Consider the following 24,598-nt stretch of genomic DNA (forward strand, 5'->3'; position numbering starts at 1 on the left):
TATTAACGTCTTCATTGTTACCGGTCTCCGTCACTGTTCTGAAATGAAAGCGTCAAACGCTTCACACAATTACGCAGTGGCCAGATGACAGTTCGGAGTCAAAACGCTTAGTTCACGAATGAAATTAAGTTTAAGAAAGCCTTTAATTACACGGGTTTGCGGGCATTTGATCGTTCCCACGCGGAGCGTGGGAACGATCGGTGGGTCAGCGCACCAGGTGCAGGAACTGCAGGTGGCGCTCGTACTGGTCGAGGATGTCGTTGATGATCTGCTCCTTGGTGTAGCCGACCAGATCGTAGTCCTGGCTGCCCTCACTCAAGTGCACTTCCGCGCGGTAATAGCGGCGGTTGTTGATCTCTTTGGAACCCATGCCACCACGGGCAAACGACGGCGTGAAGTAACCGCGCATCTGCACCTGGTAAACGAATGGATGCTCCTCGCCATGCCCGATTTCCAGGCTGACGCTGTCGTTGGACGGGTCCGGCTGAGTCACCACATTCAGGCCTTTCTCGACAAACACCGCCGTCACTTCTTCAATCGCCGGGCGCACCGTCGATTCGAGGAAACGGTACACCTCATCACGTGACGGGAAGTGCACGGCCTGGCTCAAACGCTGGCGCCAACCGCCTCGGCCTTTGCGCGCCGCCGACACCGGTGCCAGCGAATGCAGCTGGGCAATCTGCTTCTGCGATTCGAGGTAGAAGGCCTTGTGCAGCCCCCACATCATCAGCAGCAAAATCAGCGAGAACGGCAACGAGGTCAGCACCACTGCCGATTTGAGCGAGTCGATACTGCCGGCAAACAGCAGGGCACTGGTGACCAGCGCCGTCATCGCGCCCCAGAACACCCGCAGCCATTTCGGCCCGTCTTCATCGGCGTTGCCGCCTTTGGACGAAAGCGTCGACAGCACTACAGTGCCGGAATCCGCCGAAGTGACGAAGAACACGAAGCTGATAAACACCGTGACGGCGATCACCGTCTTGCTCCACGGGTAGGTTTCCAGCAGCAGGTAGAGGCTCATCGACGGGTCATCGATGGCCGACTGGCCCAACGCGGTCATGCCGTGGTTGAGTACCTGGTCGATGGCGCTGTTGCCGAAGATCGACATCCACGCCAGGGTGAAGCCCAGCGGAATCAGCAGTACGCCGAAGACGAACTCGCGGATGGTCCGACCACGGGAAATACGCGCGATGAACAGGCCCACGAACGGCGACCATGCGATCCACCAGGCCCAGTAGAACACCGTCCAACCGCCCAGCCAGTCGCTGGGTTTGTCGTAGGCGTACACATCGAAGCTCTTGGTCGGCAAGGCGCCGAGGTAGTCACCGATGTTCTGGATCAAGGTGTTGAGCAAGTGCTGGGTGGGGCCTGCGAACAACACAAACAGCAGCAGCGCACAGGCCAGCAGCATGTTGATGTCGGACATCACTCGCACGCCCTTGTCGACGCCGGCGACGGCAACCAGGATCGCGGCGCCCATCATCAAGGTGATCAGGCCGACCTGGATCCACTGCGTATGCGCGATGCCAAACAGGTAGTCGAGACCGGAGTTGAGGTGCAACACGCCAAAACCCATATCGGCGCCCAGGCCGAACACCGTGGCGATGATGCCGAAGCCGTCCACCGCATAACCGATGGGGCCGTTGATGCGCTTGCCGATCAACGGGTACAGCGCCGAACGCAGCGCCAGCGGCAGGTTATGCCGGTAGGCGAAGTACGCCAGGGCCATGCCGACAAAGGCAAACACGCCCCAGCCATGCAGACCCCAGTGCAGAAACAGGATCTGCATGGCCTGGCGAGCCGCATCGGCATTCATCGGCGCGCCCTGAGGCGGCTGCACCAGGTGTGTCAGCGGCTCGGAGACGCAGAAGAAAAACAGCGTGATGCTGATCCCCGCGGCGAACAACATGCCGGCCCAGGACAGGTAACTGAATTCGGGCTCGTCGTGGTCGGCACCGAGTTTTATCTTGCCGTAGCCCGATAGCGCGGTGACCACCACGAAGACCAGATACAGCGTCATCGCGAGCATGTAGTACCAGCCGACCGTGTTGGCCGCCCAGTTTTGCGCTGCCAGCAGCCAGGCACCGGCCTGTTGCGGAATAGCGATGACAGTGATGCCAAACAGCAAAATGAAGGTTGCGGCAAAGTAGAAAACCGGCGCATTCATGCGCACCAGGCCGCTGGATGGGGTGGACGATGCACTCATGAACGATGCACCCCGAAGGTGTGTGATGTGGCTGTAAATAACGGACTCAGCAAAGGTAAGCCTCCTGTTGTGAGCGGGCAGCGAACCACCGGGTTTAACTTGAACGAGCATTCAAGTTAAACATAGGTAGGCGGTTTGGGACTAATCGCAGGGCTGAGTGGTAGACAATTCCTACACTAGCTCAAGGATTGGTATGACGGGCGGGGATGGCAAATCGTTCAGTGGCTCGGAATTGAAATGCGGACACTACTGTGGGAGCTGGCTTGCCTGCGATAGCGGTCTGTCAGCTACAAATGTGCCAACTGGTCCTCCGCTATCGCAGGCAAGCCAGCTCCCACAGTTGATCGGTGTTTGGCTCAAATACTATTTCTGCGCGCCGTCGTCATGTTGCAAATTCGCCTGCGTGATGTTCGCCCCCGCCGGCACGCTGCGGGTCAGCCACACATTGCCGCCAATGGTCGAGCCCTTGCCGATGGTGATGCGCCCCAGGATCGTCGCCCCGGCATAAATCACCACATCGTCCTCAACGATCGGATGGCGCGGGTGGCCTTTCTGCAACTGCCCGTCCTCATCCGCCGGGAAACGCTTGGCGCCCAACGTCACGGCCTGGTAGATGCGCACGCGCTCGCCGATGATCGCGGTCTCGCCGATCACCACACCTGTCCCGTGGTCGATAAAGAAACTCGGGCCGATCTGCGCGCCGGGGTGAATATCGATGCCGGTGGCCGAGTGAGCAATCTCTGCACTGATCCGCGCCAGCAACGGCAGCCCGGCGCGGTACAGATGGTGCGCCAGGCGATGGTGAATCACCGCCAGAATCCCCGGATAGCACAGCAGCACTTCATCCACACTGCGCGCAGCCGGGTCGCCGTGGTAGGCGGCGAGCACGTCGGTGTCCAACAGGCTGCGCAGCGAGGGCAAGGCCAGGGCGAAATCCTGGATCAGGCGGATGGCCAGGGCATCGACCTCGCTGTCATCCCTTGCGCCCTGGCGCGCGGCGTAGCGCAGCTCCAGGCGGGCCTGGGCGAGCAAGGCATTCAGGGCGACGTCGAGGGTATGCCCGACGTAAAAATCTTCACTTTCTTCACGCAGGTCCACCGGGCCCAGGCGCATCGGGAACAGCGCGCCGCACAACGCTTCAAGAATCTGCGCCACCGCCTCGCGGGACGGCAACTCGCGGCCACCGTGTTCGCCACTCAGGCGGCCATTGCGCGTTCGCCACTGGTCCCGGGCGCTGCGCAGCTGGCTGACGATGGTCTGTAATTGCCAATGACTGGAACGCTCACTCACGGTATTCACTCCTGACGATATGGCCATCACTTTACGGTATGCACCCTGGCCACCCTTAAGAACCAATGGTGTGATGCTAAGAACTATCCGACATAAGCGATTGGCGGTTGCCGGTTGAAAAGTGCCTGCCTATAGTCGCCCCATCACTTAGCCACTGTATGTCGCCATGATCAAACAACAGCTCGACCGTTTTAACCGCCTGGAACTGCTGGGCGGCGCCACCGCCCTGGAAAAACTCGAGCGGCTGTCGGCCTGGCTGGGCAGGGACATTTACGTCAAGCGCGACGACACCACGCCGCTGGCCATGGGCGGTAACAAGCTGCGCAAGCTTGAATACCTGGCCGCCGATGCCATCGCCCAGGGCGCCGACACCCTGGTGACCGCCGGCGCCATCCAATCCAACCATGTGCGCCAGACCGCCGCGCTGGCCGCCAAGCTCGGCCTGGGCTGCGTGGCGCTGCTGGAAAACCCTACCGGCACCGAAGACCCCAACTATCTGGGCAATGGCAACCGTTTGCTGCTGGAGTTGTTCGACGCAAAGGTGGAATTGGTCGAGAACCTCGATAACGTCGACGACCAGCTCAACGCCCTCGCCGACCGCCTGCGCAGCAACGGCAAGAAGCCCTACCTCGTCCCCATCGGCGGCTCCAATGCCTTGGGTGCCTTGGGTTACGTGCGCGCCGGGCTGGAGCTGGCCGGGCAGATCGAAGACAGCGGCATTGAGTTCGCCGCCGTGGTGCTGGCCTCGGGCAGCGCGGGCACCCATAGCGGCCTCGCGCTGGCGTTGAGTGAAGTGCTGCCGGACCTGCCGGTGGTGGGCATTACCGTGTCGCGCACCGAAGAAGCCCAGTTCCCGAAAGTACAGGGCCTGGCCGAACGCACCGCCGAGTTGCTGGGCGTGGACATTCCCGAAGCCTTCAAAGTGATCCTGTGGGACGAATATTTCGGCCCGCGCTACGGCGAACCGAACGCCGGCACCCTGGCGGCGGTCAAGCTATTAGCCAGCCAGGAAGGCTTGCTGCTGGACCCGGTCTACACCGGCAAGGCCATGGCCGGTTTGCTCGATGGCATCGGGCGTCAGCGGTTTGAGGACGGCCCGATCATTTTCCTGCACACCGGCGGGGCGCCGGCGCTGTTTGCGTATGACTCGGTGCTTAACTGAATAAACACCGATCAAAATGTGGGAGCTGGCTTGCCTGCGATAGCGGTTCGTCAGCTACAAATGTGTTGGCTGATACACCGTTATCGCAGGCAAGCCAGCTTCCACATTAGATCAACCTAATATTCCAAAAAGAAATATCAAATTAATTTTATATTATTTTCAAGTCTTAAAAACTCGCTTTATAGTCGCGCCGAAGGCGAAGACGCGCACCGCGCTTTAAGGCAGGATACGACTACTGCGTCACCTGCTTCGCTCAACATAAAAAACACAGGGGCTGTTCATGACTATTTCTGTATTGCGTCGCACGTTGCTGGTTGGCACTTTGGGCTTGGCACTCGGGGCTGGTCTGATGGGCCAAGCCATCGCCGGCGAGCAGCTGAGCACCATCAAGAAGGCGGGCGAGATCAAGATCGGCCTGGAAGGCACCTACCCGCCGTTCAGCTTTGTCGATGAAAGCGGCAAGCTCAGCGGCTTTGAAGTCGAGCTGTCCGAAGCGCTGGCCAAAGAGCTGGGCGTCAAGGTCAAGCTGCAGGCCACGCCATGGGACGGCATCCTCGCCGCCCTGGAATCCAAGCGCCTGGATGCTGTGGTCAACCAAGTGACCATCTCCGAGGAGCGCAAAAAGAAGTATGACTTCTCCAAGCCTTACACCGTCTCCGGTATCCAGGCGCTGGTGCTGAAGAAAAACGTCGAAAGCATCAAGACCGCCGACGACCTGGCCGGCAAGAAAGTCGGTGTGGGCCTGGGCACCAACTACGAACAATGGCTCAAGGACAATCAACCCAAAGCCATCATCAAGACCTATAACGATGACCCGACCAAGTTCCAGGACCTGCGTATCGGCCGTATCGACGCCATCCTGATCGACCGCCTGGCCGCTCTGGAATACGCCAAGAAAGCCCCGGACACCGCCGCCGCCGGTGATGCCTTCTCCCGTCAGGAAGCCGGTATTGCCCTGCGCAAAGGCGAGCCGGAACTGCTCGACGCTGTGAACAAGGCCCTCGACAAGCTGCGCGCCGATGGCACCTTGAAGAAGCTGTCCGAGAAGTACTTCAACGCTGACGTCACTGAATAATGGAAGCAGGTTTCCAACTCGCGCTGGACTCCGCGCCCTTTCTGCTCAAGGGCGCGTACTACACGGTGATTCTTAGCCTCGGCGGGATGTTTTTCGGCTTGTTGCTGGGCTTCGGTCTCGCCTTGATGCGTTTGTCGCGCTTCAAGCTTCTAAGCTGGACCGCCCGAGTCTACGTGTCGTTTTTTCGCGGCACGCCCTTGCTGGTGCAGCTGTTCTTGATCTACTACGGCTTGCCGCAAGTGGGCATCGAGCTGGATCCGATCCCGGCGGCCATGATCGGCTTTTCGCTGAACATGGCCGCTTACGCCTGTGAAATCCTGCGCGCGGCGATCAGCTCCATCGAACGCGGCCAATGGGAAGCGGCCGCCAGTATCGGCATGACACGCGCGCAGACCCTGCGCCGGGCCATTCTGCCGCAGGCCATGCGCACGGCCTTGCCGCCGCTGGGCAACAGCTTTATTTCGCTGGTCAAGGACACGGCACTGGCCGCCACAATCCAGGTGCCGGAGTTGTTCCGCCAGGCACAGCTGGTGTCGGCGCGTACTTTCGAAATCTTCACCATGTACCTGTCCGCCGCCCTGATCTACTGGATCCTGGCAAGCATCCTGGCGCACTTTCAAAATCGCCTGGAAGACCGGGTCAACCGGCATGACCTGGAGTCCTGAGCATGATCGTGGTTGAAAAACTGACCAAACAATTCAAAGGTCAGGTAGTACTCAACGGCATCGACCTGGAGGTCAAGGAAGGAGAAGTGGTCGCCATCATTGGCCCCAGCGGTTCCGGCAAGACCACCTTGCTGCGCTGCCTGAACTTCCTCGAAGAACCCACCAGCGGTCGCATCAAGGTCGGTGATATCGAGATCGACAGCAGCAAACCGCTCAGCCAGCAACAAGGCCTGGTGCGGCGCTTGCGCCAGCATGTGGGTTTTGTGTTCCAGAATTTCAACCTGTTCCCGCACCGCACCGCGCTGGAAAACGTCATCGAAGGCCCGATCGTGGTCAAGAAGATGCCGCGCGAGACGGCGACCGCGCTCGGTCGCAAGCTCTTGGCCAGGGTCGGCCTGGCCGGCAAGGAAGACGCCTACCCACGGCGTTTGTCCGGCGGCCAGCAACAGCGCGTGGCGATTGCCCGTGCCTTAGCCATGGAACCGGAGGTGATTCTGTTTGACGAGCCCACCTCGGCGCTCGACCCGGAGCTGGTCGGCGAAGTGCTGGCGACCATCCGCAGCCTGGCCGAAGAAAACCGCACCATGGTCATCGTCACCCACGAAATGAGCTTCGCCCGCGATGTTGCCAACCGGGTGATCTTCTTCGACAAAGGCGTGATCGTGGAGCAAGGCGAAGCCAAGGCACTGTTCGCCAACCCCAAGGAAGAACGGACCAAGCAGTTTTTGAGCAAGTTTTTGGCCCACTGACTGGCTTGCAGCGTGGCGAGGGAGCTTGCTCCCGCTGGGCTGCGCAGCGGCCCCAAAATCCTGGGAGCGCTTCGCACTCCAGCGGGAGCAAGCTCCCTCGCCACAGTCCTACGCAAAACCCTCGCAACTATGGGTAAAACGCCCCGCCAAACCTGCCTTAAAATCCCCCGCCGCGTCAGCCTTTTCTGAATCTGCTCCAACTCGCCGTTTAGCCTTTTGCCGCCATTGACGCCCGCTGGCCAACCCTCTTATCTAGCGCTCAGAGGATTGGATCCTATCCCGGCTACTCACTGAATCGTTCCTTTCGGCACCCTGCGCGCAATCGCGCCACGGGCGCCGGAACGATTGCTGCTGGCTGCATCAAGGAGATTACTTATGACGCGCACCGCACCCCAGGCCACGCTCACCGCCCCGACCCTGCCCCAGGCGAATCGACACGGCATCAATGCCCTCGCCGCCACCCAATTGCAGGTGGATATCGCGCCTTACCCTGGCATGGACGAGGGCGACCTGATCGAACTGTTCTGGAACAACTGCTTTGCCGACTCACGTCGGATTACCGCGTGCAAGGTCGGCACGCTGACCCGCCTGCGTGTACCCGAAAGTTTTATTCAGGATGGCACCGCACGGGTTCACTACCAGGTCATGCAAGTCGGCCACGGCCCGGCACGTTCAGACCTCACTCAGGTGCCTGTGAAGACCTGCTATCCCGGTGGCCACCCTTCTGCACTGCTGGACGATGAAAACCAGAACCTCGCCCCGGTGTGCCTGCCCGAAACCATCCGCCGCTACGGTGTCAACGGCAGCCAGGTGCGGCGCGGCATTCCGCTGACCATCCAGCCCTACCTGAACATGGCCACGGGCGATTCAATCACCTTGCGCTGGGGCGACGTGCGCCTGGACCTGCCAAGAATCCAGGCCAAAGGCGTCGGCCTGCCGGTGCAGGTGTGGGTGCCGTCCACAATGATTATCGAAGCGGGCGACGACAGCCGCCTGGACGTGACGTACTGCATTCTCGATCGGGTCGGCAATAATTCGCGCTGGGCACCGGTACGCACCTTGAACATCGCCACGTGCGCGCAACAGCCGCCAGCCCGCCCCGCCAGGGCCGCGACGACCTATCAACCGCGCCAGCCCGGGTCACCCTGCGAACCTGGGTAACAGCCCTTCTATGCATATTCCAATAAGTTAGTTTATTTAAAAATTTAACACGCTTAGGGTATATGCACCGGACCACCGGACATCTCTGATTTTTCTGTTTTTATTTCATTGAATGCGAGGTCGGTATGGTCAGAATTACCCCGGTGCATAACGCCAGGGCATTACGTGCAGCCAAGGAGCGGCGCTGATGTCTAACTTGGCTCTAACACCCCCCCAGAGTGATCTGGACGTAGCCCCACTGCTGTTGCCGGCCACGGTGCTGCGCAACGACGCCCAGGCGTTGAGCGCGGCCCATGAGCTGGCTCAGGCCGCGCGCCTGCAAGCGGCCAAACGCGACCAGCAGCGCAAGCTGCCCTGGGCGCAGCTTGAACAGTTCACCCGCAGCGGGCTGGGCAGTATTTCCATTCCCCGTGAATACGGCGGCCCCCAGGTGTCATTCGTGACCCTGGCCGAAGTGTTCGCGATCATCAGCGCAGCGGACCCGGCCCTCGGGCAAATCCCGCAGAACCATTTCGGCATTCTGCACCTGCTGCAAAGCACCGCCACCGAGCGCCAGAAAAAGCAGCTGTTCCAGAGCGTGCTCGACGGTTGGCGCATCGGCAATGGCGGCCCCGAACGCGGCACCAAAAACACCCTGGAACTCAAGGCGCGCCTCACTGCCAGGGATGACGGCTATGTGATCAGCGGCCAGAAGTTCTACTCCACCGGCGCCTTGTTCGCCCATTGGGTCGCAGTAAAAGCACTCAACGATGACGGCAAGCAAGTCATGGCGTTCGTGCGCCGTGGCACGCCAGGACTGCGCATCGTTGACGATTGGTCGGGCTTTGGCCAACGCACCACCGCCAGCGGCACGGTATTGCTCGATCAGGTGCCGGTGGACGCAGAGTTGGTCGTCGACAACTGGCGCCTCGGCGAAAGCCCGAATATCCAGGGCGCCGTTTCGCAACTGATCCAGGCCGCCATCGATGCCGGCATCGCCCGTGGGGCGCTGGATGACACCATCGCCTTCGTGCGCGAACGTTCGCGCCCGTGGATCGACGCAAAGGTCGAACGCGCCAGCGATGACCTGTACGTGATCGCCGATATCGGCAAACTGAAAATCGAACTGCACGCCGCCGAAGCCCTGCTGCGCAAGGCCGGCAAGGTGCTGGACGAGGTCAGCGCCGCGCCGATCACCGCGCAATCGGCCGCCCGCGCCTCGATTGCCGTGGCCGAGGCCAAGGTGCTGACCACCGAAGTATCGTTGCTGGTCAGCGAAAAGCTCTTCGAACTGGCCGGCAGCCGCGCCACCCTCGCCGAATTCAACCTCGACCGCCACTGGCGCAACGCCCGCGTGCACACCCTGCACGACCCGGTGCGCTGGAAGTATCACGCCATCGGCGCGTATCGACTAAACGGCACTTTGCCTGCTCGACATTCCTGGATCTGAGCGACCAGACATCTGGAGAAACCCATGACTTTTTCCCCTAACGTCGCGGTCATCACCAGCGACGAACACGCCCTTATTGTCGCCAGTGATCTGGCCGAAGACTTCCGCCGTGACAGCGCCCAGCGCGACCGCGAACGCCGCCTGCCCTTGCCTGAACTGGACGTGTTTTCGCGCTCCGGCCTGTGGGGTATCAGCGTGCCCAAGGAGTATGGCGGCGCTGGCGTTTCCAACGTCACCCTGGCCAAAGTCATCGCCCTGATTGCCCAGGCAGACGCCTCGCTGGGCCAGATCCCGCAAAACCATTTTTATTCGTTGGAAGTGCTGCGCGTGAATGGCAGCCCCGCCCAGCAACAGCGCCTGTACGCCGAAGTACTCGCCGGGCAACGCTTCGGCAACGCCTTGGCGGAGCTCGGCACCAAAACCGCCCATGACCGCGTCACCGCCATCACCCGCGATGGCGATGGTTTTCGCATCACCGGGCGCAAGTTTTACTCCACTGGTGCGATCTACGCTCAACGCATCCCTACTTCGGTGGTGGATGAACACGGCGTGCAGCAACTGGCGTTTGTGCCCCGCGACAGCGAGGGCTTGAGCGTGATCGACGACTGGAGTGGTTTCGGCCAGCGCACCACTGGCAGCGGTTCGGTGGTGTTCGACAACGTCTGGGTGGTCGCCCAGGACGTGATCCCGTTTCAGAGCGCCTTCGAGCGCCCGACCACCGTCGGCCCGCTGGCGCAGATCCTTCACGCCGCCATCGACACCGGCATCGCCCGTGCCGCCTTTGAGGATGCGCTGCACTTTGTGCGCACCAAAACCCGCCCATGGATCGACGCCGGCAACGACAAGGCCAGCGAAGACCCACTGACGCTCAAGAGCTTCGGCCACTTGAGCATCCGCCTGCACGCCACCGAGGCCTTGCTGGAGCGCGCGGGTGAATACCTCGACCGCGCCCAGGCCGACAGCAATGCCCAGACCGTCGCAGCAGCCTCCATTGCTGTCGCTGAAGTGCGCGCATTGAGTACTGAAATCTCCCTGGCCGCCGGCAGCACCTTGTTCGAGTTGGCCGGCAGCCAGGCCACTCTGGCCGAGCATGGCCTCGACCGTCACTGGCGCAACGCCCGCGTGCATACCCTGCACGACCCGGTGCGCTGGAAGTACCACGCGGTGGGCAATTACTACCTCAACGATGAAAACCCACCCCTGCGGGGGACCATCTGAATGGCGAAGAAAAAAATCCTGCTCAATGCCTTCAACATGAACTGCATCGGGCATATCAACCACGGCCTGTGGACCCACCCACGGGATACCTCCACGCAATACAAAACCGTCGAATACTGGACGGAACTGGCGCAAACCCTGGAGCGCGGGCTGTTCGACGGTTTGTTCATCGCGGATATCGTCGGCGTGTACGACGTGTACCAGAGCGCTATCGACGTGCCGCTCAAAGAGTCGATCCAACTGCCGGTCAATGACCCGCTGCTGTTGGTCTCGGCCATGGCCGCCGTGACCAAAAACCTCGGTTTCGGCCTCACCGCCAACCTCACCTACGAGCCGCCGTACCTGTTCGCCCGACGCATGTCCACGCTCGATCACCTGAGCCGTGGCCGGGTTGGCTGGAACATCGTCACCGGCTACCTCGACAGCGCCGCCAAGGCCATGGGCCTGACCGAGCAGGTTGAGCATGACCGCCGCTATGACCAGGCCGATGAGTACCTGCAGGTGCTGTACAAACTCTGGGAAGGCAGCTGGGAAGACGACGCGGTGCTCAACGACCCCAAGCAGCGGGTCTACGCGCAGCCGGGCAAGGTGCACAAGGTCGAGCATCACGGCGAGTTCTATCAGGTCGAGGGTTATCACCTGTGCGAACCGTCGCCGCAGCGCACGCCGGTATTGTTCCAGGCCGGCAGTTCGGACCGTGGCCTGCTGTTCGCCGGGCAACATGCCGAGTGCGTGTTCATCAGCGGCCAGAACAAGGCCGCGACCAAAACCCAGGTGGACAAGGTGCGCGCCAGTGCCGTCGAGGCCGGGCGCAACCCGGAGGACATCAAGGTGTTCATGGGGCTTAACGTGATCGTTGGCTCCACCGAAGCGCTGGCCTGGGCCAAGCACGCCGAGTACTTGAGCTACGCCAGCCCGGAAGCCGGCGTGGCGCATTTTTCGGCGTCCACGGCGATTGATTTTTCTCAATACGAGATCGACGAACCGATCCAGTACGTGAAGAGCAACGCGATTCAGTCGGCCACCAAGAACCTGCAGAACAACGACTGGACCCGGCGCAAATTGCTGGAGCAGCACGCCTTGGGTGGGCGCTACATCACTTTGGTTGGCTCGCCCGAGCAAGTGGCTGATGAGCTGGAATCCTGGATCAGCGAGACCGGCCTGGACGGCTTCAATTTGACGCGGATTGTGACGCCGGAAAGCTATGTCGACTTTATCGACCTGGTGGTGCCGGAGCTGCAGAAGCGTGGGTCGTACAAGACGGCCTATGAGCAGGGAACACTGCGCGAAAAGGTCTTCCACGCCGGGGCTCGCCTACCCGAGCAACACACCGGTTCCACTTACCGACACTGAACCAAAACTGTGGGAGCTGGCTTGCCTGCGATGGCGGTGGGCCAGCAACACATATGTGGCTGACAGACCGCTATCGCAGGCAAGCCAGCTCCCACAAGTGACCGCATTGTTCTTATCCATACCTTATGACTGGAAATCGATTATGAAAAAAACACGGCTCTCCCACCCAGTCAAAGCACTGGCCCTGGCCTTCGGCTTGTTCAGCTCGGCCGTATTTGCCGCTGACGCACCGCTGAAAATCGGTACCACCGCCGCCTTCGCGATTCCCCTCGAAGCCGCCGTGGCCGAAGCCGACAAGCAAGGCCTGAAGGTCGAGCTGGTGGAGTTCACCGACTGGATCGCGCCCAACGTCAGCCTGGCCGCCGGCGATATCGACGTGAACTACTTCCAGCACATTCCGTTCCTGGAAAACGCCAAGGCCGCCGCCGGTTTTGACCTGGTGCCGTATGCCCCGGGCATCATCAATAACGTCGGGCTGTATTCCAAGAAGTACAAAAACATCAACGACCTGCCCCAAGGCGCCAGCGTGGCGATTGCCAACGACCCGATCAACAGCGGTCGCGGCCTGCAATTGCTGGCCAAGGCCGGGCTGATCAGCCTCAAGCCGGGCGTGGGCTACAAGGCCACCGAAGAAGACATCATCGCCAACCCGAAAAAGCTCAAGATCCTGCAAGTCGAGGCCGTGCAACTGGTGCGTGCCTATGACGACGCCGATCTGGTGCAGGGCTACCCGGCGTATATCCGCCTGTCCAAGACCTTCGATGCCGAGTCGGCGCTGCTGTTCGACGGCCTCGACCACCCGGAATACGTGATTCAGTTTGTGATCCAGCCCAAGAGCAAAACCGACCCGCGGGTGATCAAGTTCGTCGACATTTATCAACACTCGCCGGTGGTACGTGCGGCGCTGGATAAATCCCTCGGCAAGCTCTACCAAGTCGGCTGGGAAGATAAAAAATGACCGCCGCCAACGCCCAACTGCGCGACCTGGGCACGCCGCCCAGGGCCGCCGAGCAGACAGAGCTGCACCCGGACCTGAACCGCGCCCATGTGCGTTTTATCAACCTGGGCAAAACCTATGACGGCGCCGTGCATGCCCTGCAAGGCATTGATCTGGCGATCCAGCACGGTGAAGTGTTCGGCATCATCGGCCGCAGCGGCGCCGGCAAGTCGTCGCTGATCCGCACCATCAACCGCCTGGAGCAACCCAGCAGCGGGCGCGTATTGATTGATCAGGTGGACATCGGTGAGTTCGACGAAGACCGCCTGGTGGCGCTGCGGCGGCGCATCGGCATGATCTTCCAGCACTTCAACCTGATGTCGGCCAAGACCGTGTGGCAGAACGTCGAACTGCCGCTGAAAGTCGCCGGTGTGCCCAAGCTGCAGCGTGAGCAAAAAGTGCGCGAGTTGCTGGAGTTGGTCGGCCTCAAAGACAAGCACAAAGCCTATCCGGCGCAACTCTCCGGCGGGCAGAAGCAGCGCGTGGGCATCGCCCGCTCGCTGGTGCATGACCCGCAGATTTTGCTGTGCGACGAAGCCACTTCGGCCCTCGACCCGGAAACTACCCAATCGATCCTCGGCCTGTTGCGCGAGATCAACCAGCGCCTGGGCCTGACCATCGTGTTGATCACCCACGAGATGGCGGTGATTCGCGATATCTGCGACCGCGTGGTGGTATTGGAACACGGGCGCATCGTCGAGCAAGGCCCGGTGTGGCAAGTGTTCGGCAACCCGCAGCACGAGGTCAGCCAAACCCTGCTGGCGCCGTTGCAACACGGGTTGCCGGAAGACCTGCAAAGTCGCTTGCAGACTGAACCTTCGTCGACGGCGGCGGTGGTGTTGCGGTTGCAGTTCACCGGCAGCGCCGCGGACGAACCCGACCTGGCCGCGCTGTTCGCTGCCCTCGGCGGGCGCGTGCGCTTATTGCAAGGCGGTGTGGAACGGATTCAGGGGCATGCCCTGGGGCAATTGCTGTTGGCGGTAAATGGCTCGCCCCACAACGCCGAAGAGTTGCGCAGCCGCGCGGGGAATTGGGCGCAACAGGTAGAGGTACTGGGCTATGTGGTTTGATCGTTTATTGCAGGGCGCCATCGACACCTTGTTGATGGTTGGCGTGTCATCGCTGATTGCGTTGCTGGTGGGGATTCCGCTGGCGGTGTTCCTGGTCACCAGCGACAAGGGCGGCATCTACCAAGCCCCCACGCTGAACCGCGTGCTGGGGGCGTTCGTCAATCTGTTCCGCTCCATTCCGTTTTTGATCCTGATGGTGGCGCTGATCCCGTTCACCCGGCTGATCGTCGGCACCACCTATGGCGTGTGGGCCGCCGTTGTACCACTGACCATCGCCGCCACGCCATTCTTTGCGCGGATCGCCGAGGTGAGCTTGCGTGAGGTCGATCATGGTTTGATCGAGGCCGCACAGGCCATGGGCTGCCGCCGCTGGCACATTATCTGGCATGTGCTGCTTCCCGAGGCGCTGCCGGGGATTGTCGGCGGGTTTACTATTACCCTGGTGACGATGATCAACTCATCGGCCATGGCCGGGGCGATTGGGGCGGGTGGCCTCGGAGATATTGCCTACCGCTATGGTTATCAGCGCTTTGATTCGCAGATCATGCTCACGGTAATTGTGCTGCTGGTGGTGTTGGTGGCGGTGATTCAGTTGGGTGGGGATCGGTTGGCGCGGGTGCTTAACAAGAGATGAGGGAGAGGTGAGGTATAGTCGGGCAATCTCAGCGCCCGGTATTACCCGTCATGACCCTAAAGCCCGACGACCTCAACCAGATCACCACCACCACCCTCGGCCACTACAACAAAGTCGCCGAAGACTTCCGCGAAGGCACCCGCGATCACGATGTGAGCCAGAACATCGACGCCCTGCTGCGGCATATCCAGGGCACGCCCCCGTTCACCGTGCTGGATTTCGGCTGTGGCCCTGGGCGGGATTTGCAGACGTTTACGCGCATGGGGCATATCGCCGTCGGGCTGGACGGCTCTGAGCGCTTTGCGCAGATGGCGCGTGAAGACAGTGGTTGTGAAGTGTTGCAGCAGGACTTCCTGAAGCTGGCTTTACCCGCCGCGCGCTTTGATGGGGTATTTGCCAATGCGGTGCTGTTTCATATTCCCAAACAGGAGCTGCCTCGGGTGCTCAAGCAGCTGCATGGGGCGCTGAAGCCGGGTGGTGTGTTGTTCAGTTCCAACCCTCGGGGTGAGAATCAGGAAGGCTGGAATGGGCCTCGGTACGGGTCTTATCACGACCTGGAGGCGTGGCGGGGTTTGCTGACAGAGGCTGGGTTTGTGGAGTTGGAGCATTACTACCGACCGGCCGGGTTGCCGCGGGAGCAGCAGCCTTGGTTGGCGAGTGTGTGGCGCAAGGCATAGAGGTTCGTTGTTTGATCTGACGCTATCGCAGGCAAGCCAGCTCCCACATTCGAAGGTATTCACACATCAAAATGTGGGAGCTGGCTTGCCTGCGATAGCGATTTAACCGGCGCTACGGATCCACCTGATACACCACCGGTTTTTCACCCACCACCAACGCCGTCACACTGCGCCCCACATACCCCTCTTGCTCCTGCACAGAAAAATTCGCCACCAACCTTGTGCCATCGGCAAAGGTAGTCTGCTGCACCTGTTTGTCCGCCGTCAGCCAACGGAAATCGGTCATCGCCTGAGCCGCCAAACGCTGATGCAACGGCCTGAAAAACCGATCCTGATGCTGAATCATCGGCAGCCGCTGCTTAAGCGTCGCATCCGTGAGGTGATACAGCGGCGGCACGTTGTAGAGCAACTGGGTCAGCTCGTTCTCGGCCCGCACATTGCTCAGCTTCAGGCTGTCGAACAGCCAATGGTGGGTGGTAATCACCGAGCCGTGGAAAACCGCCTGATACAGCGGCAGGCGCATGGTCGGGTCGAAGTACAGCGTGCGAAACGGCTCTTTTAACGGCACAGGCTTGAAGAACACTGCCGGCTGCTCCGGCGGGTACCAGTTGCCGACGTAATAGGGCGATTGCTTGTCCTGGGTCATCTGCCGATCGCCCCAGCCGATCACCGGCGTCTGCATGCCGTGGGCGAACAGAGTGCCTTGGGCGGTGCTGGCATTGCCATCTTCGGAACCCGCCGGCAGCTTGAGTACCGTGCTGATCCAGCGGGAGGCGTCGATATTGCCTTCGGCGTTCTGCGCCTGAGTCATGGATGCACTGTCACGGTAGCTGTCGAACACCATGCCGGTGGCGTAGGCATCCAGGAACCAGGCGTTAAAACCGGCCTTGGCCTGCACCGCCTTCACCCGTGCTTCCAGCAAAGGCCGTATACAGCGCGGGTCGATGTAGTGGCCCGATTGCTGGAAGCCGGTTTTCAGCTTGCCGTCCTTGAGCACAATCGCGCAGTCACGGTAGGCCTTGGCGCCCAGGTGCGCGGTGGTCCAGTCCGGGTTTTCGCTGGCGGACAAGGCGGTTTCATAGGAGTCGTAGGGCGCCACCAGGTAACCGGCTGCGACACCGGCGCGAATTGCTTCGGGATGCCACAGGCCACCTTCCCAGCCTTCGCCCAGGGTCAGCAACAGGCGCGGCAGCCCGGCGTCGCGCAGGGATTGAATCGTCTGGCTGCCCCAGGTCTCGGGGGTGCCGGTCAAGGCCCCGGCAAAGTCCTTGGCCAGCTCGCTGCGCAGTTCACCATAGCGGGCGGCGAGGCGGGTCATGTCCGGGTCTTCGACTTGCCAAGCCTGCCGCGCTTGCTGATTGATCGCCGCATTCAGGCCCCGCAACAAAACGCCTTGCTCATAACGGTTCAAAGCCTTGGCCTGCGCCAGAACCTGAGTCGCCTCTTTGTCCATCAACCCCTTGAGTGCATGGCCGCGCAAGCGTTTGACCAGCAGCGGCCAATCACGCACATCAGCGGGGGCCAGCAGGCTGTTGCCCCACAGGTAGACATGGCTGGCGCCCAGCAGTTTTTTGGCCTCGGGGGTTTGTTGCAGCTTGTCCGCCAGCGGCTCGTAGCGGCCCTGCTCTACCAGCCATTGGCGATAGCGCTTGGCACCGGCCAATGGGTCGGCGTCACCCAGGTGCAAGCGCAAGGTCATCGGCGCCGTGGGGTCAAGACGGGTAAATTCGTGAGCCACCGAAAGTGCCAGGCCCTGGCCGTCGGCCTGCCATTGCAAGTGGTTGTTGTAGGGGTTGGTCAGCAACCAGCTCAACGTGAAGCGGCCGTGATCCATGCCCCATAACGGCAGGCTGAGGTCCTGGGTAGTATTGAGTTCGCCCTGCTCCAGCAAAAACGCTTTCCACACGGCGTTACCGGCCGGTACGTAATGACCTTCGGCCAAGGGCCAGATCAACCCCTTGCCCATGGCCGCAGCGGGTTGGCGCAGCAGCGGCAGTTCACCCGGCTCGCGGGCGCTGAGGGTCAGGGACAGGTCGCGCTGCTCAAGGCGAGCCGTCAGGCGATAGGCGCCGTTGTCCCACTGCCAGGCAGCCTGCTCGGCACCCGCTTGCATATCACTGACAGCATGGGCAGCCACACCGCTGGACGCCTGCACCGAAGCCTCGCCTGCGGGCGTAACGCGCAGCGCGAGCGTGGCGGGGTCGAGTTCGACACGCCACAGGGCGTTTTCCAACACGGTACCGGCTAATGCCAGTGGAGATAACAACAGGCTGACAACCAGCAAAAAATGACGCATGGCACGGGCCTTCCAGACAAGATCAGGCCCGGAGGGTAATGCACATAAGCCTCAGCAAGTGTTCGAAAAGTGTTTCAAAGAACCTTCCCACATCCTTGCAGGAAGGCTCCGATGGTCAGGCCTGTTCTTTTTTCGGCTCGCGAATCTTGTACCAAGCCACATACAACGCCGGCAAAAACAGCAGCGTCAGCAAGGTCGCAATGATGATCCCGCCAATCATCGCGTAGGCCATCGGCCCCCAGAACACTTCCCGCGCAATCGGGATCATGCCCAGGCTGGCCGCCGCTGCGGTGAGCAGGATCGGCCGGCGCCGGTGCTCGGTGGCTTCAACCACCGCGTCCCACGCTGTGTAGCCGGCCACTTCATATTCGTGGATCTGCGTTACCAGAATCACCGAGTTGCGGATGATGATGCCGATCAGCGCCAGAATGCCGAGGATCGCCACAAAGCCCATGGGCGTGCCGGTGGGGATCAGCGCCAGCACCACGCCAATAAGGCCCAGTGGCGCGACACTGGCCACCAGGAACATCTTCTGCACGCTGTGCAGCTGGATCATCAGGAACGTCGCCATCAGGAACAGCATCAGCGGCACCACCTTGGCAATCGGGCCTTGGGCCTTGCCGCTTTCTTCGACGGTGCCGCCGGTGGCCACCTTGTAACCCACCGGCAGCCCCGCGCTGAATTTCTCGATGGTCGGCGCCAGCTGTTTGACCAGGTCCGTGGGCTGCATCTCATCGCGCACCGAGGCCTTGATGGTGATCGTCGGCTTGCGGTCGCGACGCCATACCAGCGGCTGCTCCAACTCATAACGCACGGTGGCGAAGGCCAGCAGCGGAATCGAGGTGCCGTTGGGTGTGACGATCTGCAGGTTCTGCAAGGTTTCCGGCGTACCGCGCTCGGCATCTTCGGCGCGGCCGACCACGTTGATCAGGTAGATATCGTCGTGTACCTGGGTCACCGAAGCGCCGCTGACCACGCTGTTCATCAACTGCGCCACGTCTTCCGACGACAGCCCGAGTTGGCGCGCCTTGTCCTGGGCGATGTCCACGCGCAGCACTTTGCCGGGCTCGTTCCAGTCGTAGATGATCTCGCCCAGGTGGCTGTTTTTATCCAGCAAGGTCGCCAGTTCGATGGCGTGTTTGCGCACCTGATCAATGTCTTTGCCCGACACCCGATACTGGATCGGCCGCCCCACCGGCGGGCCCATTTCCAGCGGCTGCACATAACTGCCGATGCCGACAAAATCATCGCGCAGGCGCTTTTGCAGGCGTGCAATTAACGCACCGCGCTCTTCCAGGCCTTTGCTCACGATGACCAACTGCGCGTAGTAGGGGTTTTCCAGTTGCTGGTCCAGGGGCAGGTAGAAACGAATCGCACCCTGGCCAATGTAGGTGCTCCAGCGCGCAATGTCCGGGTCGTCCTTGATGATCGCTTCAAGGCGGTCGACGGCCTTGCGCGTCTCATTGATCGAGGCGTTTTGCGGCAGGTTGAGGTCGACGAGGATTTCCGGGCGGTCCGAGGACGGGAAGAACTGGTTCTGCACAAATTGCATCGAAAACACCGAGGCTACAAACAGGCCCACGGTGATGCCGATGGCCCACCAGCGGTTGCGCATGGCCCAGAGCATGCCGCAGTTGAAGGCGCGGCCGATGCGCCCAGGCTCAGCGTCATGCGGTTTTACCTTGGCGCTGAGGATATGCACGCCGATCACCGGCGCAAACAGCACCGCCACCACCCACGACACCAGCATGGCCACGGCAATCACCGCAAACAGGGTGAAGGTGTACTCACCCGCCGAACTGGCGTTGAGGCCAATCGGCACAAAGCCGGCGACGGTCACCAGCGTACCGGTGAGCATCGGGAAAGCCGTCGAGGTGTAGGCGTAGGTCGCCGCCTGCTCCTTGGTTTCGCCTTTTTCCAGGCGCGTGATCATCATCTCGACGGTGATCATCGCGTCGTCCACCAACAGGCCGAGGGCGATGATCAACGCGCCCAGCGACACCCGCTGCATGGTGATGCCGCTGTATTCCATGAACACGAACACCAGCGCCAGCACCAGTGGAATCGAGCACGCCACCACCAGGCCGGCACGCATGCCGAGGCTGATAAAGCTCACCACCAACACGATGATCACCGCTTCAAACAAGGCGCTGGTAAAGCCGCCGACGGCTTCTTCCACCACTTCGGCCTGGTCGGAAACCTTATGCACGCCGACGCCCACTGGCAGGTCGGCGGTCAGTTCGTCCATGCGCGTGTGCAGCGCCTTGCCGAAGGATTGGATATTGCCGCCCTTCTGCATGGCGATGGCCAAGCCAATCGCCTGTTTGCCGTTGAAACGGAACATCGGCCGCGCCGGGTCGACGTAGCCACGGCTGATGTCGGCAATGTCCGCCAACCGGTAGAAACGGTCATTGAGCCGCAGGTTGACGTTGGCCAGGTCTTTCTCCGAGGCGAATTGCCCGGACGTGCGCACCGAAATCCGTTCCGGCCCGGCCTCGATCACCCCGGCAGGCGTCACGGCGTTCTGTGATTGCAGGCTTTGCACCACTTGGCGTTGATCAATGCCCAACGCGGCGAGTTTGCGCGTGGAGAAGTTCAGGTAAATCACTTCGTCCTGCTGGCCGATCATCTCGACCTTGCCCAGCCCCGGCACCGAACGAATTTCGGCACGCACCTGCTCCACATAGTCACGCAGTTGGCGCATCGACAGGCCGTCGCCGGTAAAGGCGTAGACCGAGCCGAACACATCACCGAACTCATCGTTGAACGACGGCCCCTGCAAACCCTGGGGGAAGGTGCCGCGAATATCGTCGATCTTCTTGCGCACCTGGTACCAGATCTCTGGGATGGCCTTGGCGCTGGTGGTGTCCTTGAGGAAGACGAATACCGTGGATTCACCCGGCCGCGTGTAGCTCTTCACGTAGTCAAGGGAGTCGAGTTCTTCGAGTTTTTTCTCGATGCGGTCGGTGACCTGCTTGAGGGTTTCTTCCTGGGTCGCGCCCGGCCAGCGGGTCTGGATCACCATGGTCTTGATGGTGAACGACGGGTCTTCCTCGCGGCCCAGGTTCATGTAGGAGAACACGCCCATCAGCAGCGCGACGAACATCAAGTACCAGACGAAGGACTGATGCTTAAGGGCCCAGTCGGATAAGTTGAAGCTCCCTTTCATCGCGGGCTGTCCTCGTCGATTTTGACTTTTTGCCCGGGTTTCAGGCTGTTCACGCCAGCGGTGACGATGCGTTCGCCGGGTTTGACGCCGCCGTTGAGCAAGGCGCTGTTGGCATCACGGCTGATCACCGTGACGTCACGCGGCAGCGCGGTCTGGCTCTGGGTGTCGAGCAACCAGATACGGGTTTTGCCGTCGGCTTCCTGCAAGGCGGTCAGCGGTACTTCGATACGCGGTGCAATGGCCGTGCTCAGGGTCACGCTGATGGCGGTGCCGAGGCGGAACGCAGGTGGCGTCTCGGCCAGGGTCAGGCGCGCGCGGCGGGTGCGCGTGGCGCTTTGGGCCTGGGGCTCGATCTCGCGCACGATGGCGGTGGTGTTGACGCTGGGGTCGAGCTGCCCGGCGACCAGGAATACCACGTCCGGCGGCAGGCGCTCGGCAAGCCCGGCGGGCAGGTCGATCACCGCTTCCTTGATGTCCGGGCGCGCCAGCGTCACCACTTGCTGGCCGGCGCTGACCACTTGTCCGGCCTCGGCATTCCAGGCGGTGACGATCCCGGCGTGGTCGGTGCGCAGTTCGGCGTAGTTGAGTTGGTCTTTAGCCTGGTTGACCGAGGCTTTGGCTTGATCAAGGGTTGCCTGGGTGGTTTTCAAGTCGGTCTGCGCCACATCCAGCTGGGCCTGGGCACCGACGCCGCGATTGAACAGTTCCTGCTGGCGCCGGGCGTTGGCCTGGGCATTGATGAACTGCGCCTGCACGCGGGCCAGGTCGCCTTGGGCGGCGCGCAACTGGTTTTGCTGGTCGGTGGGGTCGAGCACCGCGAGCAAGGCGCCCTTCTCCACTTCGGCGCCGACATCCACGGCGCGGCGGGCGATACGGCCAGGCACGCGGAAACCCAGGTTGCTTTCGTAGCGGGCCTGGATGGTGCCGGCAAAGCGGCCGAGGTTTTCCTGGTCTTCGGACTTCACTTGCATGGACAGCACCGGGCGCACGGGCTCGGGCGGCGTTTCCTCTTTGGAACAAGCGACCAGCAACAGGCTGGCGGCAAGCAATGCCGTCAGGCGCTTCATGGCTGGACTCCTTGCTGGGCGATCTCGACGATCATGCCCGGGTGCAGCAATTGCCCACCGGCCACCACGACTTTTTCGCCGCCTTTAAGGCCGTCGCCAATGATCACTTTGCCGGTCAGATAGCGCGCTACCGTGACTTTGTGCAGTTGCGCCTTGCCGTCGCCGTCAATCAGCCACACGGCGGGTTCGTTGAGGTCTTTGGTCAGCGCCGACCACGGCAACTCCACACTGGCCTTGGCCGGGCCATTGGCCGTGGCGCTGACCACTGAGCCCAGTTGCATGCCTTTAGGCAGCGATTGCAGGGCGATTTTCACTTGCACGGTGCCGGTATTGGCCGCCACGGCGGGCGTGACTTCGCGCACTTTACCCACGGCCTTGATGCTCGGGTTATCCAGCAGGCTCACGGTGATCGGCGCATCGGGCGGCGGCTCCACCAGCAAGGATTCATAGACATTGAACACCGCATCGCGCTCGCCATCGGTGGCCAGGCTGAAAATCGGCACGGTGGCCTGCACCACCTGGCCGACTTCGGCCTGGCGTGCAGTGATCACGCCAGGTGCATCGGCGACCAGCGCGGTATAGCCGAGTTGTTCGCGGGCATTGGCCAATTGGGCCTGGGCGGCAGCCAGAGCGCTCTGGCTGCTACGCAGCGCGGCTTGGGCGGCGTCGTATTCGCTGCGGCTGGTGTAGCCCTTGGGCAGGAGCTTTTCCTGGCGTACGAAGGCGGCGGCGGTTTGCTTGACCCGCGCCTGCTCGGCCACGACCTGGGCCTGGGCGGAATCGACGTTGGTCTGCAAGTCTTTGGGGTCAAGCTTGGCCAGCACTTGCTTGGCGGTCACGCGGTCGCCCACGTCGACCATGCGCTGGATAATCTTGCCGCCCACGCGAAAGGACAAATCGGTTTGCACGCGGGCCTGGATATCGCCGGTCAGGGTCACTGCGGCGGCAAAATCCGCGGGTTGCACGGCCTGCACAAACACCCGCGAATGTTCCTTGGGTTCGGACTTTTCCTGGCCACAACCGCTCAGCAGCGTCAGCAGGCCCAATCCGAAAATACAGGTGTAAATACGACCGCCCATGCAGGCTCCTTTTGCGTGACGCGATGTGACAGTGAGTATGCGACTGTGAGCTTAGATCAGGGTTCCTTATCTGCATTGAGCATCCCATACTCCAAGGGTTCCCACGCCGGCTAAATACACATGCTCAAAACCCTCGCGGTGGCCAACTACCGCTCGATCAATAAACTGGTGGTGCCGCTGGCCCGGCTGAACCTGGTCACCGGCCCCAATGGCAGCGGCAAGTCCAACCTGTACCGCGCTTTACGCTTGCTGGCCGAAACCGCCCAAGGCGGGGTGATCAATGCATTGGCGCGTGAAGGCGGGCTGGATTCGACCTTCTGGGCCGGGCCCGAGAACGTCAGCCGACGCATGCGCAATGGCGAGGTGGCGGTTGAGCCGACCGTGCGCCAGGGCGTCAAACGCCTGCGCCTGGGGTTTGCCGCTGAGGACTTCAGCTACGCAATCTCCCTTGGGTTGCCGGAAAAGACCCTGTCCGCGTTCCAACTGGACCCGGAGGTAAAGAAAGAATGCATCTGGGCCGGTCACATCTACCGCCCGGCCAGCCTGCTGGTGCAGCGGTCCGGGCCGATGGTGCGCGCACGCGATGGCCGCGCCTGGGACGTATTGGCCCAGCACACGCCCAACTATCACAGCCTGTTCGATCAGGTCGGCAGCCTGCGCGGCTCGCCGGAGGTGTTGCTGCTGCGCGAAAGCATTCGTGGCTGGCGTTTTTATGATCATTTTCGCAGCGATGTGGACGCCCCCGTGCGCCAGCCGCAACTGGGCACGCGCACGCCGGTACTGCATCACGATGGGCGCGACTTGGCTGCGGCATTGCAGACCATCCGCGAAATCGGCGACCCCGAGGCGTTGCAGCGCGCAGTCAGTGATGCCTTCCCCGGCGCACGGCTGAATATCGAGCCGTTGCAAGGTGGGCGTTTTGCAATTGAGTTTTATCAGGAAGGTTTGCTGCGGCCATTGTCGGCAGCGGAATTGTCAGACGGCACCTTGCGCTACCTGCTGCTGATCGCGGCACTGCTGACGCCACGGCCGCCGACCATGATGGTACTGAACGAACCGGAAACCAGCCTGCACCCCGATTTATTGCCGGCGTTGGCGCGTTTGATTATCCAGGCCTCGAAGCAGTGCCAGGTGTGGGTGGTGTCGCATGCCAGCCGCTTGATCGCGGCGTTGCAGCAAGATGAAGAATGCAATTCGATCGTGCTGGAGAAGGTGCTGGGGCAGACCCAGATTGTCGGCCAGGGAATTCTGGATGCACCGGCCTGGCATTGGCCGGAATAAGAGATGACTGGGCCGGCCTC

At 61.5% G+C, this 24,598-nt stretch carries 19 protein-coding genes; 13 read left to right on the top strand and 6 right to left on the bottom strand.

The genetic code is table 11. The annotated features are described in order from the left end of the window. Positions 1–205: 205 nt before the first annotated feature. Complete coding sequence (gene betT, locus AOA62_RS20255) at positions 206–2,167, bottom strand: choline transporter BetT (RefSeq protein ID WP_169986756.1); 1,962 nt, start codon at positions 2,165–2,167, stop codon at positions 206–208. Positions 2,168–2,569: 402 nt separating this feature from the next. Beyond that, on the bottom strand, positions 2,570–3,496 hold the full coding sequence (gene epsC / locus AOA62_RS20260) for a serine O-acetyltransferase EpsC (protein WP_017135728.1): 927 nt from the start codon (positions 3,494–3,496) through the stop codon (positions 2,570–2,572). Between the two features lie 166 nt (positions 3,497–3,662). Here epsC and AOA62_RS20265 point away from each other — a divergent pair, with 166 nt between their 5' ends. The 12 genes from AOA62_RS20265 to AOA62_RS20320 all read left to right on the top strand — a co-directional run bounded on the left by AOA62_RS20265 (position 3,663) and on the right by AOA62_RS20320 (position 15,686). Then, positions 3,663–4,658, top strand: a complete 996-nt coding sequence (locus AOA62_RS20265) for a D-cysteine desulfhydrase (protein ID WP_099549524.1) — start codon at positions 3,663–3,665, stop codon at positions 4,656–4,658. 280 nt (positions 4,659–4,938) lie between these two features. After that, on the top strand, positions 4,939–5,733 hold the full coding sequence (gene tcyJ, locus AOA62_RS20270; RefSeq protein WP_017135730.1) for a cystine ABC transporter substrate-binding protein: 795 nt from the start codon (positions 4,939–4,941) through the stop codon (positions 5,731–5,733). Then, positions 5,733–6,398 (top strand): cystine ABC transporter permease, encoded by a 666-nt coding sequence (gene tcyL / locus AOA62_RS20275; RefSeq protein ID WP_017135731.1) that lies wholly within the window; start codon positions 5,733–5,735, stop codon positions 6,396–6,398. Before tcyJ ends, tcyL begins: the two co-directional genes overlap by 1 nt. A 2-nt stretch (positions 6,399–6,400) precedes the next feature. Beyond that, on the top strand, positions 6,401–7,147 hold the full coding sequence (gene tcyN, locus AOA62_RS20280; RefSeq protein ID WP_017135732.1) for an L-cystine ABC transporter ATP-binding protein TcyN: 747 nt from the start codon (positions 6,401–6,403) through the stop codon (positions 7,145–7,147). Between the two features lie 375 nt (positions 7,148–7,522). Next, the gene (locus tag AOA62_RS20285; RefSeq protein WP_099549525.1) at positions 7,523–8,308 is read left to right on the top strand and encodes a hypothetical protein; all 786 of its coding nucleotides are present in this window, start codon (positions 7,523–7,525) and stop codon (positions 8,306–8,308) included. A gap of 187 nt (positions 8,309–8,495) precedes the next feature. Beyond that, on the top strand, positions 8,496–9,737 hold the full coding sequence (locus AOA62_RS20290) for an SfnB family sulfur acquisition oxidoreductase (RefSeq protein ID WP_099549526.1): 1,242 nt from the start codon (positions 8,496–8,498) through the stop codon (positions 9,735–9,737). Between the two features lie 24 nt (positions 9,738–9,761). Further along, positions 9,762–10,955 carry an SfnB family sulfur acquisition oxidoreductase gene (locus AOA62_RS20295; protein ID WP_099549527.1) on the top strand — a complete coding sequence of 398 codons (1,194 nt, stop codon included), beginning with the start codon at positions 9,762–9,764 and terminating at the stop codon, positions 10,953–10,955. Next, positions 10,956–12,308: an LLM class flavin-dependent oxidoreductase gene (locus AOA62_RS20300; RefSeq protein WP_099549528.1), complete on the top strand. Its 1,353-nt coding sequence runs from the start codon at positions 10,956–10,958 to the stop codon at positions 12,306–12,308. A gap of 142 nt (positions 12,309–12,450) precedes the next feature. Next, the gene (locus tag AOA62_RS20305; protein ID WP_099549529.1) at positions 12,451–13,266 is read left to right on the top strand and encodes a MetQ/NlpA family ABC transporter substrate-binding protein; all 816 of its coding nucleotides are present in this window, start codon (positions 12,451–12,453) and stop codon (positions 13,264–13,266) included. Continuing rightward, positions 13,263–14,375, top strand: coding sequence for a methionine ABC transporter ATP-binding protein (locus tag AOA62_RS20310; protein ID WP_099549530.1), 1,113 nt, complete (start codon positions 13,263–13,265; stop codon positions 14,373–14,375). The genes AOA62_RS20305 and AOA62_RS20310 overlap by 4 nt, the downstream gene beginning before the upstream one ends. Beyond that, on the top strand, positions 14,365–15,009 hold the full coding sequence (locus AOA62_RS20315) for a methionine ABC transporter permease (RefSeq protein ID WP_099549531.1): 645 nt from the start codon (positions 14,365–14,367) through the stop codon (positions 15,007–15,009). The genes AOA62_RS20310 and AOA62_RS20315 overlap by 11 nt, the downstream gene beginning before the upstream one ends. A gap of 50 nt (positions 15,010–15,059) precedes the next feature. Further along, positions 15,060–15,686, top strand: coding sequence for a bifunctional 2-polyprenyl-6-hydroxyphenol methylase/3-demethylubiquinol 3-O-methyltransferase UbiG (locus tag AOA62_RS20320; RefSeq protein WP_017135740.1), 627 nt, complete (start codon positions 15,060–15,062; stop codon positions 15,684–15,686). 112 nt (positions 15,687–15,798) lie between these two features. Here AOA62_RS20320 and AOA62_RS20325 read toward each other — a convergent pair whose 3' ends face one another. From AOA62_RS20325 to AOA62_RS20340, 4 genes are all read right to left on the bottom strand, one after another. After that, positions 15,799–17,982 carry a glycoside hydrolase gene (locus AOA62_RS20325; protein ID WP_099549532.1) on the bottom strand — a complete coding sequence of 728 codons (2,184 nt, stop codon included), beginning with the start codon at positions 17,980–17,982 and terminating at the stop codon, positions 15,799–15,801. Positions 17,983–18,097: 115 nt separating this feature from the next. Further along, entirely contained in the window at positions 18,098–21,151 is a 3,054-nt protein-coding gene (locus AOA62_RS20330; RefSeq protein WP_099549533.1) for an efflux RND transporter permease subunit, read from the bottom strand. Continuing rightward, the gene (locus AOA62_RS20335; RefSeq protein WP_099549534.1) at positions 21,148–22,218 is read right to left on the bottom strand and encodes an efflux RND transporter periplasmic adaptor subunit; all 1,071 of its coding nucleotides are present in this window, start codon (positions 22,216–22,218) and stop codon (positions 21,148–21,150) included. The genes AOA62_RS20330 and AOA62_RS20335 overlap by 4 nt, the downstream gene beginning before the upstream one ends. Further along, complete coding sequence (locus AOA62_RS20340) at positions 22,215–23,297, bottom strand: efflux RND transporter periplasmic adaptor subunit (protein ID WP_017135744.1); 1,083 nt, start codon at positions 23,295–23,297, stop codon at positions 22,215–22,217. The genes AOA62_RS20335 and AOA62_RS20340 overlap by 4 nt, the downstream gene beginning before the upstream one ends. 120 nt (positions 23,298–23,417) lie before the next feature. Here AOA62_RS20340 and AOA62_RS20345 point away from each other — a divergent pair, with 120 nt between their 5' ends. Continuing rightward, positions 23,418–24,578, top strand: a complete 1,161-nt coding sequence (locus AOA62_RS20345; protein ID WP_099549535.1) for an AAA family ATPase — start codon at positions 23,418–23,420, stop codon at positions 24,576–24,578. Positions 24,579–24,598: the final 20 nt, after the last annotated feature.

Source organism: Pseudomonas sp. 2995-3 (genome assembly GCF_002742565.1).
Classification (GTDB): Bacteria; Pseudomonadota; Gammaproteobacteria; order Pseudomonadales; family Pseudomonadaceae; genus Aquipseudomonas; species Aquipseudomonas edaphica.

Excerpts from the sequence above, each read along its gene's own strand:
- AOA62_RS20340 (WP_017135744.1), bottom strand. The coding sequence starts at position 23,297 with ATGGGCGGTCGTATTTACACCTGTATTTTCGGATTGGGCCTGCTGACG.
- AOA62_RS20335 (WP_099549534.1), bottom strand. The coding sequence starts at position 22,218 with ATGAAGCGCCTGACGGCATTGCTTGCCGCCAGCCTGTTGCTGGTCGCT.
- AOA62_RS20315 (WP_099549531.1), top strand. The coding sequence starts at position 14,365 with ATGTGGTTTGATCGTTTATTGCAGGGCGCCATCGACACCTTGTTGATG.
- tcyN (WP_017135732.1), top strand. The coding sequence starts at position 6,401 with ATGATCGTGGTTGAAAAACTGACCAAACAATTCAAAGGTCAGGTAGTA.
- AOA62_RS20295 (WP_099549527.1), top strand. The coding sequence starts at position 9,762 with ATGACTTTTTCCCCTAACGTCGCGGTCATCACCAGCGACGAACACGCC.
- tcyL (WP_017135731.1), top strand. The coding sequence starts at position 5,733 with ATGGAAGCAGGTTTCCAACTCGCGCTGGACTCCGCGCCCTTTCTGCTC.
- betT (WP_169986756.1), bottom strand. The coding sequence starts at position 2,167 with ATGAATGCGCCGGTTTTCTACTTTGCCGCAACCTTCATTTTGCTGTTT.
- AOA62_RS20320 (WP_017135740.1), top strand. The coding sequence starts at position 15,060 with ATGACCCTAAAGCCCGACGACCTCAACCAGATCACCACCACCACCCTC.
- AOA62_RS20310 (WP_099549530.1), top strand. The coding sequence starts at position 13,263 with ATGACCGCCGCCAACGCCCAACTGCGCGACCTGGGCACGCCGCCCAGG.
- AOA62_RS20325 (WP_099549532.1), bottom strand. The coding sequence starts at position 17,982 with ATGCGTCATTTTTTGCTGGTTGTCAGCCTGTTGTTATCTCCACTGGCA.
- AOA62_RS20265 (WP_099549524.1), top strand. The coding sequence starts at position 3,663 with ATGATCAAACAACAGCTCGACCGTTTTAACCGCCTGGAACTGCTGGGC.
- AOA62_RS20300 (WP_099549528.1), top strand. The coding sequence starts at position 10,956 with ATGGCGAAGAAAAAAATCCTGCTCAATGCCTTCAACATGAACTGCATC.
- tcyJ (WP_017135730.1), top strand. The coding sequence starts at position 4,939 with ATGACTATTTCTGTATTGCGTCGCACGTTGCTGGTTGGCACTTTGGGC.
- AOA62_RS20305 (WP_099549529.1), top strand. The coding sequence starts at position 12,451 with ATGAAAAAAACACGGCTCTCCCACCCAGTCAAAGCACTGGCCCTGGCC.
- AOA62_RS20285 (WP_099549525.1), top strand. The coding sequence starts at position 7,523 with ATGACGCGCACCGCACCCCAGGCCACGCTCACCGCCCCGACCCTGCCC.
- AOA62_RS20290 (WP_099549526.1), top strand. The coding sequence starts at position 8,496 with ATGTCTAACTTGGCTCTAACACCCCCCCAGAGTGATCTGGACGTAGCC.
- AOA62_RS20330 (WP_099549533.1), bottom strand. The coding sequence starts at position 21,151 with ATGAAAGGGAGCTTCAACTTATCCGACTGGGCCCTTAAGCATCAGTCC.
- AOA62_RS20345 (WP_099549535.1), top strand. The coding sequence starts at position 23,418 with ATGCTCAAAACCCTCGCGGTGGCCAACTACCGCTCGATCAATAAACTG.